This is a genomic window from Pantoea sp. JGM49 (assembly GCF_018257655.1).
GTDB classification, from domain to species: Bacteria; Pseudomonadota; Gammaproteobacteria; order Enterobacterales; family Enterobacteriaceae; genus Pantoea; species Pantoea communis.
The window spans coordinates 138620-153369 of sequence record NZ_JAERJM010000012.1; the positions used below are offsets into that span (position 1 = coordinate 138620).

Annotated in this window: 15 protein-coding genes; 2 read left to right on the forward strand and 13 right to left on the reverse strand. The window is 56.4% G+C overall.

What is annotated here, in order from left to right:
* The first annotated feature begins 40 nt into the window (after nt 1-40).
* Nucleotides 41-961: a LysR family transcriptional regulator gene (locus JK231_RS19620; protein ID WP_097118009.1), complete on the forward strand. Its 921-nt coding sequence runs from the start codon at nt 41-43 to the stop codon at nt 959-961.
* Here JK231_RS19620 and JK231_RS19625 read toward each other — a convergent pair.
* On the reverse strand, nt 958-2121 hold the full coding sequence (locus JK231_RS19625) for an MFS transporter (protein ID WP_211729288.1): 1164 nt from the start codon (nt 2119-2121) through the stop codon (nt 958-960). The genes JK231_RS19620 and JK231_RS19625 overlap by 4 nt on opposite strands.
* Nucleotides 2122-2484: 363 nt before the next feature.
* Between JK231_RS19625 and JK231_RS19630 the strand changes: the two genes are divergently transcribed.
* Nucleotides 2485-3111, forward strand: coding sequence for a trypsin-like peptidase domain-containing protein (locus tag JK231_RS19630; RefSeq protein WP_160868305.1), 627 nt, complete (start codon nt 2485-2487; stop codon nt 3109-3111).
* On the opposite strand, the gene JK231_RS19635 is transcribed toward JK231_RS19630, so the two are convergent.
* The 12 genes from JK231_RS19635 to xerD form a co-directional block, all read right to left on the reverse strand.
* Nucleotides 3112-3783, reverse strand: a complete 672-nt coding sequence (locus tag JK231_RS19635) for an urea carboxylase-associated family protein (protein WP_097118012.1) — start codon at nt 3781-3783, stop codon at nt 3112-3114.
* Between the two features lie 13 nt (nt 3784-3796).
* A complete protein-coding gene (locus JK231_RS19640) occupies nt 3797-4462 on the reverse strand; it encodes an amino acid ABC transporter permease (RefSeq protein WP_034823167.1) in 666 nt (221 codons plus the stop codon).
* Nucleotides 4462-5112 carry an amino acid ABC transporter permease gene (locus tag JK231_RS19645; protein ID WP_211729289.1) on the reverse strand — a complete coding sequence of 217 codons (651 nt, stop codon included), beginning with the start codon at nt 5110-5112 and terminating at the stop codon, nt 4462-4464. Before JK231_RS19645 ends, JK231_RS19640 begins: the two co-directional genes overlap by 1 nt.
* Nucleotides 5113-5115: 3 nt before the next feature.
* Nucleotides 5116-5763, reverse strand: a complete 648-nt coding sequence (locus JK231_RS19650; protein WP_211729290.1) for an urea carboxylase-associated family protein — start codon at nt 5761-5763, stop codon at nt 5116-5118.
* Nucleotides 5747-6379 carry an urea carboxylase-associated family protein gene (locus JK231_RS19655; RefSeq protein WP_211729291.1) on the reverse strand — a complete coding sequence of 211 codons (633 nt, stop codon included), beginning with the start codon at nt 6377-6379 and terminating at the stop codon, nt 5747-5749. The genes JK231_RS19650 and JK231_RS19655 overlap by 17 nt, the downstream gene beginning before the upstream one ends.
* Nucleotides 6380-6381: 2 nt before the next feature.
* Nucleotides 6382-7218, reverse strand: coding sequence for a transporter substrate-binding domain-containing protein (locus JK231_RS19660; protein WP_211729292.1), 837 nt, complete (start codon nt 7216-7218; stop codon nt 6382-6384).
* Between the two features lie 252 nt (nt 7219-7470).
* Nucleotides 7471-8322, reverse strand: coding sequence for a MurR/RpiR family transcriptional regulator (locus JK231_RS19665; protein WP_097118017.1), 852 nt, complete (start codon nt 8320-8322; stop codon nt 7471-7473).
* Nucleotides 8323-8476: 154 nt separating this feature from the next.
* Nucleotides 8477-9997, reverse strand: coding sequence for a lysine--tRNA ligase (lysS, locus tag JK231_RS19670; protein ID WP_034823176.1), 1521 nt, complete (start codon nt 9995-9997; stop codon nt 8477-8479).
* A gap of 9 nt (nt 9998-10006) precedes the next feature.
* Nucleotides 10007-11105, reverse strand: a protein-coding gene (gene prfB / locus JK231_RS19675; RefSeq protein WP_097118019.1) for a peptide chain release factor 2 whose coding sequence is annotated in 2 segments (ribosomal slippage) — nt 10007-11029 and nt 11031-11105 — 1098 coding nt in all. Because the reading frame shifts where the segments join, the coding sequence is not laid out codon by codon here.
* A gap of 211 nt (nt 11106-11316) precedes the next feature.
* Entirely contained in the window at nt 11317-13041 is a 1725-nt protein-coding gene (recJ, locus tag JK231_RS19680; protein ID WP_211729293.1) for a single-stranded-DNA-specific exonuclease RecJ, read from the reverse strand.
* Between the two features lie 9 nt (nt 13042-13050).
* Nucleotides 13051-13764, reverse strand: a complete 714-nt coding sequence (gene dsbC, locus JK231_RS19685) for a bifunctional protein-disulfide isomerase/oxidoreductase DsbC (protein WP_211729294.1) — start codon at nt 13762-13764, stop codon at nt 13051-13053.
* Nucleotides 13765-13786: 22 nt separating this feature from the next.
* On the reverse strand, nt 13787-14680 hold the full coding sequence (gene xerD / locus JK231_RS19690; protein WP_097118021.1) for a site-specific tyrosine recombinase XerD: 894 nt from the start codon (nt 14678-14680) through the stop codon (nt 13787-13789).
* Between the last annotated feature and the right edge of the window lie 70 nt (nt 14681-14750).

Consider the following 14750-nt stretch of genomic DNA (forward strand, 5'->3'; position numbering starts at 1 on the left):
CGTCAGCTATACAAATATGATATGGATTAACGGAGGAGTGATGGCAAAAATTAACTGGCGACATATCGAAATTTTCCACGCGGTGATGACCAGCGGCAACCTGACGCAAGCCGCCGCGTTGCTGCACACCTCGCAGCCAACCGTTAGCCGTGAGCTGGCGCGGCTGGAGCAGCAGCTGGGTCTGGAACTGTTTGAGCGGGTGCGTGGACGATTGCAGCCCACGGTGCAGGGTTTACGGCTGTATGAAGAAGTACAACGCTCCTGGTACGGGCTGGACCGCATCATGGATGCCGCCGAAGGATTGCGCCAATTCCGTCAGGGCGAGCTGTCGATTGCTTGTTTGCCGGTGTTCTCGCAGTCACTGCTGCCACCACTGCTGCAACCCTTTCTGCAACGCTATCCGCAGGTCAGCCTGAACATCATTCCGCAGGAGTCGCCGCTGCTGGAAGAGTGGCTGTCGGCACAGCGCTACGATCTGGGTTTGACTGAGACTCAACATGCGCCAGCAGGCACCGAACGCGTACCGCTGCTGACCTGCGATGAAGTGTGCGTGTTGCCGCCCAACCATCCGTTGTGCCAGCGTGAGGTGCTGACGCCGCAGGATTTTCAGGGAGAGAATTACGTCAGCTTGTCGCGCAGTGACAGTTATCGCCAGCTGCTGGATTCACTCTTTCATGAACAAGAAGTGGAGCGCCGTCTGGTACTGGAAACACACAGTGCGGCATCGGTTTGCGCGATGGTGCGCGCCGGCGTGGGGATTTCGATTGTGAATCCGCTGACGGCGCTCGATTACGCCGACAGCGGTGTGGTGATGCGCAGATTCAGTATCGCGGTGCCGTTCACCGTCAGTCTGGTGCGGCCACAGCATCGCCCGGCGTCAGCGCTGGTTGATCATTTCTGCGACCACCTGCAACAGCAGGTGGCCACCTTTACCCAACGCATTGCCGAGCGTCTGGTTTAAGCGCGTACCGTTTCGCCCTGCCTGCCTGATTTGCGGAAGGTGATCAGACAGATGACCAGACCGACCACCGCCAGTGCAGCGGCGGCCACCGGCACTGACGTCAGCCCGTAGCCTTTATCGATCACCGCGCCGCCTACCCAGGCACCGAGCGCATTACCGACGTTGAACGCCGAGATGTTAAGCGTGGAGACCAGATTAGGTGCGTCTTTACCATGGCGCACCACGTTAATCTGCAAGCCAGGCACGGTAGCAAAGGTCGCCATCGCCCACAGGAACAGCGTGATTTCCGCCAGCCACAGCGCGTGGCTGGTCCAGCTGAACAGCAGCGAGAAGACGGCGATCAGCACAAAGCTGAGGATCAGGCTAAACGAGACTTTCCAGTCGGCCAGCTTGCCGCCATGGATATTACCGACGGTTAAGCCTGCGCCAATCAGGAACAGCGTCCAGCTCACCCCACGATCGGTGATGCCCGTGACCTGCAACAGCAGCGGCGCGATATAGCTGAACAGCGCAAACATCGCAGCAGCAAAGAACACTGTCATCAGCAGCGACAGCCACAGTTTGCCATTTGCCAGCGCGCTGACTTCACTCGCCAGATGTACCGGTTTCTCTTCTTTGTTGGTTGGCAGACTGACAATCAAAGCGATAAAAGCGAGGATGCCGATGATCGCCACGCCCCAGAAGGTGGCACGCCAGCCAAACATCTGACCAAACCAGGTGCCGAGCGGCACACCCAGCACGTTGGCGAGGGTTAAGCCGGTGAACATCAGCGCCACCGCCGAGGCCTGACGGCTCGGTGCCACCAGACTCGCCGCCACTACCGCACCGATCCCGAAGAAGGCCCCGTGACAGAGTGCTGTGACCACGCGCGCCAGCATCAGCAGGTTGTAGGTGTACGCCAGCGCGCACAGCACGTTGCCGATGATGAAGATGATCATCAACAGAATCAGGGTTCGTTTACGCGGCAGCTTCGCCGTCAGCAACGCCATGATCGGTGCACCGATGGCTACGCCCAGTGCATAACCACTGATCAGCCATCCTGCAGAAGGAATCGTTACCTGCAGATCGCCCGCCACTTCCGGCAGTAATCCCATAATCACGAACTCCGTGGTGCCGATGGCGAACGCACTCAGCGCCAGCGCCAGTAATGCAACAGGCATAACACACTCTCCTAAAATGTTTTGCAGGCAGGCCGCACAACGAACGCCGTGCGGTTACAACGGACGCTTATAGATATTTGAACTGCGTCACATTCTGATTAAAGCACAGGCTTGGCAGCTCAACCAGCCTCTGCGCTGCAAGGCTTTTTTGCTCACAGCGCAATAATCCCCGCGCGCGAAAGTGACTCCGCCTGACCATTGAGACAGATGGCACTTTTCACGCTACGCTTGATCCAGTTGTGATCGCTGTCACAGCTCATCAGCTTTTGGCGAGAAATCAATCAGTAAAGGATGAGCGCGCATTGCCGATACCTCAACCAGTTACGCGGTGATGCGGTGTCAAACAATGCAGGGGGAACACCTATGCGATGGCTGATCGCACTGACAGTGGGCTGCCTGAGCGGCTGCTCCGTGGGGCACTATGAGTACAGCAAAGAAGCCGCAAAACGCGTCGATATGACCGTAACCGGCATTCCTACCGTGCTGGGCATTGGCGCGCTGGGCACCACCATTCCACTGACGCCTGAATACAGCTTAACGGCCGCGCACGTGGCGAAATACTCGATGTATCGGGTGAAAGCCTGGCATCCCGAGTGCGATATCGCCGTGGTGTACCACAAGAACACCGAACCCAATCTTCCCCCACCGTTCCGCAATAGCCATATCGGCGACAACGTCAATCTCTACGGTTACAGCTTTATCTCTGCCATGCCGGTGGCCTCAAGCGGCAAGAATTTGATCAACACCACACTGGCCAACGACTGGAATAAACCGAGTTGTGTGGTGGTCGCGGCGAATGCCGGTGTAGTGAAAGGCATGTCGGGTGGTGCGGTGTACAACGCCAGCGATGATACGCTGGCGGGGGTAATTGTCGGCTACAGCAGCGCGATTGACGACAATAAAAGCGGTAAGACCTTGTATAAGGATGTGGCGCTGTATGTGCCTTATTCGCGTTTTCAGGTGTGGCTGGATCAGGTCGTGAAATCGTAATTACGCTGGCACCCAGGCCCCTTTCAGCTGCACCTGCGGGAAGCCGGCAGTCAGAATACGCAGTTCCGCATCACGCGGGGTGTTGTCGCCCTGCCCCTGAATGCTGACGATATCCTGTGGGCAGGCGGAGAATGCCACGTAGCAGTCCATCTCAGCGCGCAGCACAATGTAGTCGCCGGGCTTAGTCACCACCGGCAGCGTTTTCAACGTGATACCATCCGGCTGCACCTGAATATTCATAAAAATATTCAGAGACGCCAGATTACCGTGCGGCAGTTCAACACCTAACTCGCGCATGCCCTCAAACAGGTTATCGTGGCAGTTGCGGTGATACTCGGTGCAGCCCAGCAGCTCATAACGACGCGCATCGCAGGCCGCCATAAAGGAATCATGCACGCCGGGTGAAGTATCTGCCACCAGGGTCAGAATCGGGTGGCGCTGGCTGGTGATAAAGCTGTCACCGACTTTGGGATTAAGACGCTGGTTCCACACGCGCGTCGCTTCCATACACATATATTCACTGACGTCTTCGGCGTTGTACGCCCAGCAATCCACTACCTGAGTGCCATGCAGATTGATCACCTGCACCGCTTCCCCTTTCTTCAGACGCACCGCTTTGCCGTAGCGCGCGGGAATGGTGATCGCTTCACGATGCTGATATTCAGCTGACATAGTGTTCTCCTGATTAATGCTGCATGCCGCGACGATAGCGCGTCATGCGAGATTCAAGGCCGCGTGCCAACCAGTCGATCAGACTGTTGAGCAGCCAGTAACAAAGCGCCACCGTGAGATAGATCTCCAGCGGCGCGTAGGTATCTGAAATCGCCTGTTTGGCGGCGTACATAAACTCCTGCACCGAGACAATCGACAGCAGCGCCGAGTCTTTAATCAAACCAATCATCAAACCGACCAGCGGCGACAGCATCTGCGGCAGGGTTTGCGGCAACACCACATCGCGCAGCTGTTCGCTGCGGCTCAAACCCAGCACGCGGCAAGCTTCCCACTGCCCCTTCGGCAATGCCTCTATTGCCGCACGAATAACCTGTGCGATATAGGGCGCGTAATAGAGCGTCAGGGCCAGCACGCCCACCACCGGCGATGACAGCGTGATGTCGTACTCCGGCAGCACAAAATAGAGCAGGTAGATCACCACCAGCAGCGGCAACGCGAGGGTTAATCCGCTGTAAAGATTGAGTAAACGCAACCAGAACGGCGAAGCGCGCATTAGCAGTAATGCCATCAGCCCGCCCCATGCCAGTGAGCAGAGCGCGGCAACAATGCACAGTTGCAGCGTGGCGATCATGCCGTCTCCCAGCGAAGGCAGGGAAGTGAGAATGGCTTGCCAATCCATCAGGCAATCCTCCGTTTGGCTTCCAGACGTCGGGCAGCGGCAATTAACGGCATGGCGATCAGCAGATATCCAGCCGCCACCAGCAGCAGCACCTGCGTAGCTTCATAGGTATGCGCAATCACAATCTGTCCTGCGTAGGTCAGTTCCGTCAGCGCCACCACCGAGGCCAGCGGCGTGGTTTTCAGCAGGATGGTGAACTCGTTAACCAGCATCGGCAGGCTGGCGCGCATCACCTGTGGATTAATCACATACCACCAGGTTAAGAAGCGGCTGAGACCTAGCGTGCGTGCGGCTTCGAGCTGACCGCGCGTCACCAGTGAACGGTTCACCCGCAAAATCTCCGCCACGTAAGCGCCACTGTTGAGGCCGATGGCAATCACCGCCGCCAGCATCGGCTGACCGCCCAATCCGAGGCGCGGCAAGGTGAAAAACACCACGAACAGTTGCACGATGGCCGGTGTACCGCGCATCAGGCTGACGTACAGCCGGCCGATGGCGCGCCAGATCCAGGCACGGCGCAGTTGCAGGAAGCAGCCAAGCTGCCCCATCACCACGCTGACCAATGATGCCAGTACAGTGAGTACCAAAGTCATCAGCAGGCCGTGTCCGAGTTCCGGCAGCGCGGCCACTAGCTGTTGATCCAGCCCCATGCGTTACTCCGCGTTAAAGTCGTGCAGGTTTTCCGCCACCGACAGCAGCAGCGGTGCAGGTTGATCGTTGCCCTCGATGCCGGTGTTGCAGGCCGAGACGATAAACTGCGTGTCCATCACCACGCGACAGGTGATGCTGTCGCCTGCTTTGGTGAGGTTCGGCTCCGGCAGGATGTCGCCGGCCCGCGTCAGCTTGACGTGCATAAACAGGTTGATCGGGTCCGGCAGCTTCGGCACCACCATCCCCAATCGCGCCAGCTCGCCGCTCACCGCTTCCAAACAGCCTTCACCCTGATACCCTTTTTCCGTCAGGAAGGCGCGGGTAGAGGCAGGCAGCAGCAGGTCGTGACGCTTCACGCTGTCTTTGCCCAGCACCATCATCGGACGGCGGCGGTTGTTCACCAGACGCATACCGGAACCCAGCAGATAGCTGTTGCTGAAGACGCGAGTGTGATGCACCGACAGCCACACAGCAGGATCGGCGAGGCTAAAACCAAACAGGGAAGCCACCGCGCCGTCGCCCTGCGCCGTGATGCGCAGCAACTGGCCGCGCAGCACCTTAATCGACCCGACGCTGCCCGGTTCCACCGTGACCGACTGCGCCGGCGTGCGCTCAGCGGTCTCTTCATAACTTTCACGCATTAACAGCATGATTCATCTCCTCTGCGTGAAACACGTCACTCACCACGATATCAATCGGCGTGACCTGCAAACCGTTACCGGGAATGATGTCCTGCGGGCAGGACGATACCGAACAAATCAAATCGCACAGCGCTTCGAAGGTAATGCTGTCGCCCGCTTTGCTGTTGGGATCGGTCACTTCCATTCGGCCATCGGCGGTCACCGGACCGTTCTGGAACAGGTTGAACGGCTCAGGCAGCGAGAAGTACGTCACGCCAAAGGCTTTCATGCCCTCCAGCAGGTTGTCCACGCAGTTGCGATGGCCTTCAACGCCGAAATCGACGCTGAAGCGGGTACGATCGCAGGCTGGCACGTTGGCATCGTGGATGCCGATGCTGTCCGCCAGAATCCGCAGCATCGGACGGTTTTCACTCGACCACAGCGCATCGCCGGGCTTGAAAAACAGTGAGCGTAGATGCTGGCGGGTATGCACCGGCGACAGCTTTTCGTTTAAATCATTGGCGTTAACGGCGACGAAATCCGCCGCCTGCTGCCCTTCACTGTCAATCACGGTAATAAACTGGCCCTTACGCACGCGGAAGGTTTTGCCATGGCCCGCAGGCACCGTCAGGTTGCACTGGCACATAATTACTCCTGAGGAATGAAATCGCTGGCGGGCACGGTAAAGGTGGTGCCGAGATACTGCTGCTGCAGTTTGGTCAGCTCGCCATCTTTCTGCATTGCCAGAATGTGGTGGCTGATGGCTTTGTTCAGGCTGCCGTCTTCTTTACGTGTCGCCCAGCCCATCCATTGCGATGGACCGACTTCACCCACCTGCGCCACTTTTCCGGCGTATTTTTTCGCGATCGGGGCCAGCACGGAGATGTCGTCGTAAACGAAGTCAGCGCGTTTGGTCATCAAAGTGCTGACGGTCTGATCCAGCGAATCCACGTTGATGATGGTGATGGGTTTTTTACCCTCCTTTTTCAGCTGCTCGTTAAAGCCTTTCAGCAACTGCTCTGGCACGCTGGCGGTTTTTACCGCGCCACGCAGACCAGACAGGCTTTCCGGGCTGAGCGTTTTGCCGCTGAAGGTGCTGGCTTCACTTTCACGTACCAGCACGCCGTTTACGGTTTTGCTGTAAGGCACGGTGAACAGCACTTTCTTCGCGCGCTCGGCGGTGACGTTAAGAGAAGAACCTTCGGCGTTGAACGAGCCAGAGATCAGGCCCGGCAAAATGCCGCTGAAGGCGGTTTTCTGAAACTCCAGTTTCACACCGAGATCTTTGGCGAAGGATTGCATGATCGCCACGCTATAGCCGGTGATATCGCCTTTGTCGTCGGTGTATTCGTATGGAGGAAAGGTTGGATCGATACCAACGGTAATTTTGCCGCTGCTTTTGATGTCACTCAGGGTATCGGCTTGCGCCTGCGCCATGGTGCCAACGGTGAGAAGAGCGGCGATCAGCAGTGCTGTTTTTTTCATTGTGGTGTTTCCCTAGTGTTGGTGAAATGTCTTTTTCTACTGAGCATATTTTGTGCCAGTTTTTTCACCACCCAGCTAACACCTTTCGGGTAGAGAGGGTATTACTGAATAAAATCAGTGAGAAACATTTGTTTCTTTACTTTAATTTTAAGTTTCTGTGATTTCATTGGCGGGAAATCAGGCGGGGATAGCGGAGGAGTGAGTGCACTACTATGGGGCAATATCTGGCGCACTATGCGCCAGAACGGGGCGTTATTCCAGTTCGTCGAGGGATTGGTGCAAGGCTTCAACCTGCGCCAGATAATCATTGCTGGTTTTGCCCATTTGCCGGGCCACCAGTGAGCAGAGCAGATTGCATACGCCGGAGAGCGCGGCGGTGCTGTCGAACATCAGGCTGCTGTCGGTATGGCAGCGCACCACCCACTGCGCGTGACGCGCTGGTTTGCCGGAGAGCACATCGGCGATATACAACATCGGCACGTTGCGTTCTGCCAGCGCATTCATCGCCGCTTCCAGCGCAGGCATACGGCGACGCAATCCAACGCAGATCACCACATCCTGCTGATTCAGCGCCGCCAGATGCTCCGCAAGCGAATCGCCGGGACGCGGCAGCAAACGCACGTCAGGATGGATATGCACCAGATCGCGGTAAATCAGCTGGGCAATGGTCTGGCTGTGACGCCAGCCCATCACCACCACGCGGCGTGATTGGGCAATGGCGCTCACCGCCTGCTGCAGCTGTTCACTGTCGAGCGTGCGATAGCTGTTGACCAGATTAGCGATCTCTTTTTCCAGGTGCTGCTGCATGATGCTGGCCAGCGGTGATGCGGTTGGTACGGCCTGCAAATAGAGCGGTGAGCCGCTGCTCTGCATCTCACGCGCCTGCCGACGCGCGGCTTCATAGCTTTCGTAACCGAGATGACGGAAAAAACGCGTGGTGGTGGCTTTGGAAACGCCCGCGCTCTGTGCCAGTTCGGTGGCGGTATTCATCGCCAGCTGGCCGGGTGCCGCCAGCAGCACGTCAGCCAGTCTCTGCTCGTGGCTGGAGAGTTGATCCCAGTGCTGTTGAATCCGGCCCTCTAACGTTGCCGCTTTTGCACTCATGGTGATTCCCTGAAAATAAAAAAACTATCCTGCACAGAGCGTGCCGGGTTGTCATCAGGAATTTTGCCAGGGGAATAGAAATGAAAAAGGCCGCCATAATGGCGACCTCTAAGGCTTACGGCAAAGTGCGCGGATTTATGCGCACCGATTTGCCTTACTTGCTGGTTGGACGCAGTGCCGGGAACAGGATCACGTCGCGGATGGTATGGCTGTTGGTGAACAGCATTACCATACGGTCGATACCAATGCCGAGACCTGCTGTTGGCGGCAGGCCGTGCTCCAGTGCAGTGACGTAGTCTTCGTCATAGAACATCGCTTCGTCATCGCCTGCATCCTTAGCGTTAACCTGCTGCAGGAAACGCTCTGCCTGATCTTCTGCATCGTTCAGCTCGGAGAAGCCGTTACCGATTTCACGACCGCCGATGAAGAACTCAAAGCGGTCAGTGATTTCCGGGTTCTCGTCGTTACGACGTGCCAGCGGTGACACTTCAGCCGGGTATTCAGTGATGAAGGTTGGCTGAATCAGGTGTGCTTCTGCGGTCTCTTCGAAGATCTCAGTGACGACGCGGCCCAGACCCCAGCTCTTCTCTACTTTGATATGCAGCGATTTGGCAATCGCAACGGCTTTATCAAAGTCTTCCAGATCGTTCAGGTCGGTTTCCGGACGGTATTTCTTGATCGCTTCACGCATGGTGAGCTTCTCAAACGGTTTACCGAAATCGAAGGTGTGGTCACCATAAGGTACTTCAGTGGTGCCCAGCACATCCTGCGCCAGGGTGCGGAACAGGCTTTCGGTCAGCTCGATCAAATCTTTGTAATCCGCATACGCCATATAGAGTTCCATCATAGTGAACTCTGGATTATGACGTGGCGAAATACCTTCGTTACGGAAGTTACGGTTGATCTCGAACACGCGATCGAAGCCGCCTACCACCAGACGCTTCAGGTAAAGCTCTGGTGCAATACGCAGGTACATGTCGATGTCGAGCGCATTGTGATGGGTGATGAACGGACGGGCTGACGCGCCGCCAGGGATCACCTGCATCATTGGGGTTTCCACTTCCATAAAGTCGCGGTTAACCATGAACTGACGGATGCCGGCCATGATTTTAGAGCGCACTTTGAAAGTATTACGTGATTCATCGTTAGAGATCAGATCGAGATAACGCTGACGGTAACGGGTTTCCTGATCAGCCAGGCCGTGGAATTTATCCGGCAGTGGACGCAGCGCTTTGGTCAGCAGACGCAGTTCAGTGATGTGGATCGACAGCTCACCGGTTTTGGTCTTGAACAACTTACCGCGCGCGCCAAGGATATCGCCCAGATCCCATTTTTTGAACTGCTCGTTGTAGACGCCTTCTGGCAGATCGTCACGTGATACGTAGATCTGAATCTGGCCGCCAACGTCTTGCAGCGTAGCAAAAGAGGCTTTACCCATGATGCGGCGGGTCATCATACGACCAGCCACGCTCACTTCAACGCCGAGCGCTTCCAGCTCTTCGTTCTCTTTCGCGTCATAGCTGGCGTGCAGCACATCAGACGTGGTATCGCGACGGAAATCGTTAGGAAACGCGATGCCCTTTTCACGCAGCGCGCTGAGTTTTTCGCGACGCGCTTTCAGTTCGTTGTTTAACTCAAGGGCGGCATCAGCGCTCTGCGGTTGTTGTTCAGACATGTCGGTTCCTTATAACCCTGCTTTTAAACTTGCTTCAATGAAACGGTCGATGTCGCCATCCAGCACCGCTTGCGTGTTGCGCGTCTCTACGCCAGTGCGCAGATCTTTGATACGTGAATCGTCAAGTACGTATGAGCGAATCTGACTGCCCCAGCCAATGTCGGATTTGTTGTCTTCCGCGGCCTGCTTGTCAGCGTTTTTCTTCTGCATCTCATATTCGTACAGCTTCGCACGCAACTGCTTGAAAGCCTGATCTTTGTTTTTGTGCTGTGAACGGTCGTTCTGGCACTGCACCACAATGTTGGTCGGCAAGTGGGTAATACGCACCGCAGACTCGGTTTTGTTAACGTGCTGACCACCCGCACCCGAGGCGCGGTAAACGTCGATACGCAGATCGGCGGGATTGATGTCGATATCGATGTTGTCATCCACTTCCGGGTAGATAAACACCGAACTGAATGAGGTATGACGACGGCCGCCGGAGTCAAATGGACTCTTACGCACCAGGCGATGGACGCCAGTTTCGGTACGCAGCCAGCCAAACGCGTAGTCACCGATGATTTTAATGGTGGCGGATTTAGTACCGGCCACTTCACCGTCTGACTCTTCAATGATTTCGGTTTTATAACCTTTGGCTTCTGCCCAACGCAGGTACATGCGCAACAGCATACTGGCCCAGTCTTGCGCTTCAGTACCGCCAGAACCGGCCTGAATATCCATGTAGCAATCGGCGCTGTCATACTCGCCAGAGAACATGCGACGGAATTCGAGTTCGCCCAGCTTGGCTTCTAAACCATCCAGCTCGATAACGGCTTCGTTGAAGGTCTCTTCGTCGTCGGCTTCTACCGCCAGATCCAGCAAGCCCTGCACATCTTCCAGGCCCTGACGCATATGATCTAAGGTTTCTACCACCGCTTCCAGCGAAGCGCGTTCTTTACCCAGCGCCTGCGCGCGTTCAGGTTCGTTCCAGACGTCAGGCTGTTCCAGCTCGGCGTTTACTTCTTCGAGGCGTTCTTTCTTGGCATCATAGTCAAAGATACCCCCTAAGAACGTCGCTGCGCTCGGTGAGGTCTTGAATACGATTTTTGACCGGATTAATTTCAAACATGGCTTTTCAGTCTTTTTTGACGATTCGGTGAAAGGGGATAAAAAGTAACGCGCTAGTTTACCCGAAACTGCGCGTACTTTGTAGCATTGCAGGTATGCGAGATAGCGCAACAGTGCGCCCAAAGGGATTCGGTTACCCACCATGGCGAACCAGGGTCACTCGCTGCAGGTTACCGGGTGCGCTTTTAGACGCCCCCGAATGAATGATGCGGTTATAGCGGCCAGATATGGTCGATAATCAGTTGAACCGAGCGGTTGCCACGGTATTCGTTGATATCGAGTTTGTAGGCCAGTTTCACCTGGCGCACGCTGGTATCCGGCCACAAGGTCGTATCAACGTTAAACGCGATGCCATCCAATAGTGGGCCGCCGCCCAGAGGCTCAATCATCACCTTGAGGTGGCGCTCGCCCACCAGCTTTTGTTGCAGCAATTTGAACTGGCCGTCGAACACTGGCTCCGGAAAAGCCTGGCCCCAGGGACCGGCTTCACGCAGCATTTCAGCGGTGTGCAGCGTGAATTCCTGCGCATGCAGTTCGCCATCGGACCAAATCACACCCTGCAGCGCTTCACCATCTAACCACTCGTCGATCAGCGCGGCGAAGCGTTCGCGGAACAGATCATACTTCTCGGTTTCCAGCGACAGGCCCGCCGCCATGGCATGCCCACCAAACTTGATCATCAAGCCAGGATAGAGCGTATCAAGACGCTCCAGTGCATCACGTAAGTGCAGCCCCGCAATCGAGCGGCCCGAGCCTTTAAGCGTGCCGTCGCCCGCTGGCGCGAAGGCGATCACCGGGCGATGGAAACGCTCTTTCAGCCGTGAGGCCAGAATGCCGACCACGCCCTGATGCCATTCGGGATGATAGAAGGCCAGCCCCAGCGGCAAATCGGTGTGCTGGCGTTCCAGCTCATCACACAGCGCCAGCGCTTCGCTCTTCATGCCCTGCTCAATCTCTTTGCGCGTCTGGTTCAGCGCATCAAGCTCGTTGGCAAGCATGCGCGCCTGCGCAATGTCTTCGGTGAGCAGCAGTGCCACACCGACCGACATATCATCCAGTCGACCGGCTGCATTGAGGCGAGGCCCGACGGCAAAACCGAGATCGCTGGCCGCCAACTGACGCGCATCGCGGTTGGCGATCTCCAGCAGCGCGCGAATCCCCGCCCGGCATTTTCCAGCGCGGATGCGGCTCAAGCCCTGCCACACCAGAATGCGGTTATTGGCATCCAGCGGCACCACGTCAGCCACTGTACCTAGCGCCACCAGATCCAGCCACTCCGCCAGATTGGGCTCGTTTCGGCCATCACTAAACCAGTTCTGCAAACGCAGGTGTGCACGCAGCGCCAGCATCAGATAAAACGCCACGCCCACACCGGCCAACGACCGCGAAGGGAAGGCACTGTCATTGAGATTCGGGTTAACGATCGCTTCCGCTGCTGGCAACGTTTCGCCAGGCAAGTGGTGATCGGTGATCAGCACGGGAATACCGTGCTGATGGGCGGTTTCTACGCCTGCATGGGAAGAGATGCCGTTATCCACGGTGAGAATCATCTCCGCACCGCGCGCGCGCGCCTGCTCTACCACTTCAGGGCTCAGGCCGTAGCCATCTTCAAAGCGGTTCGGCACCAGATAATCGACATTGCCGCCCATGCTGCGCAGCGCTAAGACCGTTAACGCGGTGCTGGTTGCGCCATCGGCATCGAAATCACCGACCACCACAATACGGCGACCGGTTTCCAGCATCTGGTGCAACAACGCTACCGCTTGATCGATGCCACCCAGCGTTTGCCACGGCAGTAGGTTTTTGGCACCGCGCTCAAGTTCGGCGGCCTCTTTTACACCGCGTTGCAGGTACAGGCGGCGCAGTAGCGGCGGTAAGGTATCAGGTAAGCTGGCGTCGGCCTGAATTTCACGCCGACGCAGTTCGACAGAATGCATCACTGTGGATTAACCGCCTCGCTTCTGACCATCAAGAACCTGTTTCAGCTCCTGCGGGCCCTGATAGCCAGGGATCATCATGCCGGTATCGGTAAGAATGGCAGGCGTGCCCTGAATACCGTACAAGATGCCCAGCTGATAATGCTTATCCAGATTGATTTTGCAGGTTTCTGGCGCATCCATCTGCGGCGCATCGCCTTTCATCGCTGCATCAAAGGCTTTGTTGCGATCGGCGCTGCACCAGATGGCGCGCATGGCTTTTTCCACCTGACCGTGCAGACCTTCACGCGGGAAAGCGAGGTAACGCACGGTGATGCCCAGCGCGTTGTAGTCGGCCATCTGCTCATGCAGCTTACGGCAGTAGCCACAGGTGATGTCGGTAAACGCGGTAATCACGTGCTGCTCTTTTGGCGCTTTATAAACGATCATTTCCGGCGCCAGCGCGGTGATTTTTTTGTCCAGTAGCTGGTTGGTGACGTTTACCGGCTGCGCACCGCTAACATCGTATAGTGGGCCCTGAATCATGTGTTTGCCATCTTCAGAGACGTACAGCACGCCACTTTCGGTCAACACGGTTTTCATGCCTGGCAGCGGTGAAGACTGAATCTCTGTCTGCTGCAATCCGAGTTTTTTCAATGCTTGCTGAATGGCGCTGTCATCGGCATGAGCCAGACCGGCAAAGGCGCTGACCAGCAATGCCAGCATCGTTAACTGTTTTTTCATCTCAATTCCTTGTTGCCGCGGTTCAAGCACGCGGATGATGCTGTTGATGTAACTGACGCAGGCGCTCGGTAGCCACGTGCGTATAAATTTGGGTGGTGGAGAGGTCGCTGTGTCCCAACAACATCTGTACGACGCGCAAATCCGCACCGTGGTTCAGTAAATGTGTGGCAAATGCGTGACGTAGCACGTGTGGTGATAGCTTTTCGCTGTCGATACCGGCAAGGGTGGCATAGTGTTTGATGCGATGCCAGAAAGTCTGACGCGTCATTTGTTGCGCGCGGTTACTGGGGAACATCACATCCAGCGTTTGCCCATTCAGCAACCACGGCCGACCGTGCGCCATATAGTGCTCCAGCCAGTAAATCGCTTCTTCACCTAATGGCACAAGTCGCTCTTTGTTACCTTTGCCGATCACGCGCACCACGCCCTGACGCAAACTGATGTCGCTGAGGGTTAAACCCACCAGCTCCGACACACGTAAACCGGTGGCATACAGCAGTTCCAGCATCGCTTTGTCACGTAGCTCAAGCGGCACATCAATACTCGGTGCCTGCAGCAGACGTTCTACCTGGTTTTCACTCAGGTCTTTAGGCAATCGCTGCGGCAGTTTGGGCGCGGAGAGCAGTGCGCTGGGGTCGTCACTGCGCAGCTTTTCGCGATAGAGGTATTGAAACAGGCGACGCATCGCGCTGAGCGTGCGCGCAGAACTGGTGGCCTTGTAGCCGCCTTCGACGCGTTCGGCGAGAAACTGCTGAAGATCGAGCGCTTCCAGCGTCAGCAGCGTGCGTTCGTGGTGGTGTAGCCAGCCGGTGAGCGTTTGCAAATCCTGGCGATAAGACGCAAGGGTATTTTGCGCCAGGTTACGCTCAATCCAGAGCGCATCCAGAAATTGTTCAATCAGATCGCAATCCTGCACGGTTCCCCCCAAACACGTGTGAAATCGTGCTCATTATGCCTGAAAGTCACCTGCTTCTGGTACAATTGCG

What these genes read in the sequence shown, in the direction of transcription:
- lysS (WP_034823176.1), bottom strand. Translation starts at nt 9,997, where the DNA reads ATGTCTGAACAACAACCGCAGAGCGCTGATGCCGCCCTTGAGTTAAAC.
- JK231_RS19655 (WP_211729291.1), bottom strand. Translation starts at nt 6,379, where the DNA reads ATGTGCCAGTGCAACCTGACGGTGCCTGCGGGCCATGGCAAAACCTTC.
- recJ (WP_211729293.1), bottom strand. Translation starts at nt 13,041, where the DNA reads ATGCATTCTGTCGAACTGCGTCGGCGTGAAATTCAGGCCGACGCCAGC.
- JK231_RS19645 (WP_211729289.1), bottom strand. Translation starts at nt 5,112, where the DNA reads ATGGGGCTGGATCAACAGCTAGTGGCCGCGCTGCCGGAACTCGGACAC.
- JK231_RS19665 (WP_097118017.1), bottom strand. Translation starts at nt 8,322, where the DNA reads ATGAGTGCAAAAGCGGCAACGTTAGAGGGCCGGATTCAACAGCACTGG.
- JK231_RS19625 (WP_211729288.1), bottom strand. Translation starts at nt 2,121, where the DNA reads ATGCCTGTTGCATTACTGGCGCTGGCGCTGAGTGCGTTCGCCATCGGC.
- JK231_RS19640 (WP_034823167.1), bottom strand. Translation starts at nt 4,462, where the DNA reads ATGGATTGGCAAGCCATTCTCACTTCCCTGCCTTCGCTGGGAGACGGC.
- JK231_RS19620 (WP_097118009.1), top strand. Translation starts at nt 41, where the DNA reads ATGGCAAAAATTAACTGGCGACATATCGAAATTTTCCACGCGGTGATG.
- JK231_RS19630 (WP_160868305.1), top strand. Translation starts at nt 2,485, where the DNA reads ATGCGATGGCTGATCGCACTGACAGTGGGCTGCCTGAGCGGCTGCTCC.
- dsbC (WP_211729294.1), bottom strand. Translation starts at nt 13,764, where the DNA reads ATGAAAAAACAGTTAACGATGCTGGCATTGCTGGTCAGCGCCTTTGCC.
- JK231_RS19650 (WP_211729290.1), bottom strand. Translation starts at nt 5,763, where the DNA reads ATGCTGTTAATGCGTGAAAGTTATGAAGAGACCGCTGAGCGCACGCCG.
- JK231_RS19660 (WP_211729292.1), bottom strand. Translation starts at nt 7,218, where the DNA reads ATGAAAAAAACAGCACTGCTGATCGCCGCTCTTCTCACCGTTGGCACC.
- JK231_RS19635 (WP_097118012.1), bottom strand. Translation starts at nt 3,783, where the DNA reads ATGTCAGCTGAATATCAGCATCGTGAAGCGATCACCATTCCCGCGCGC.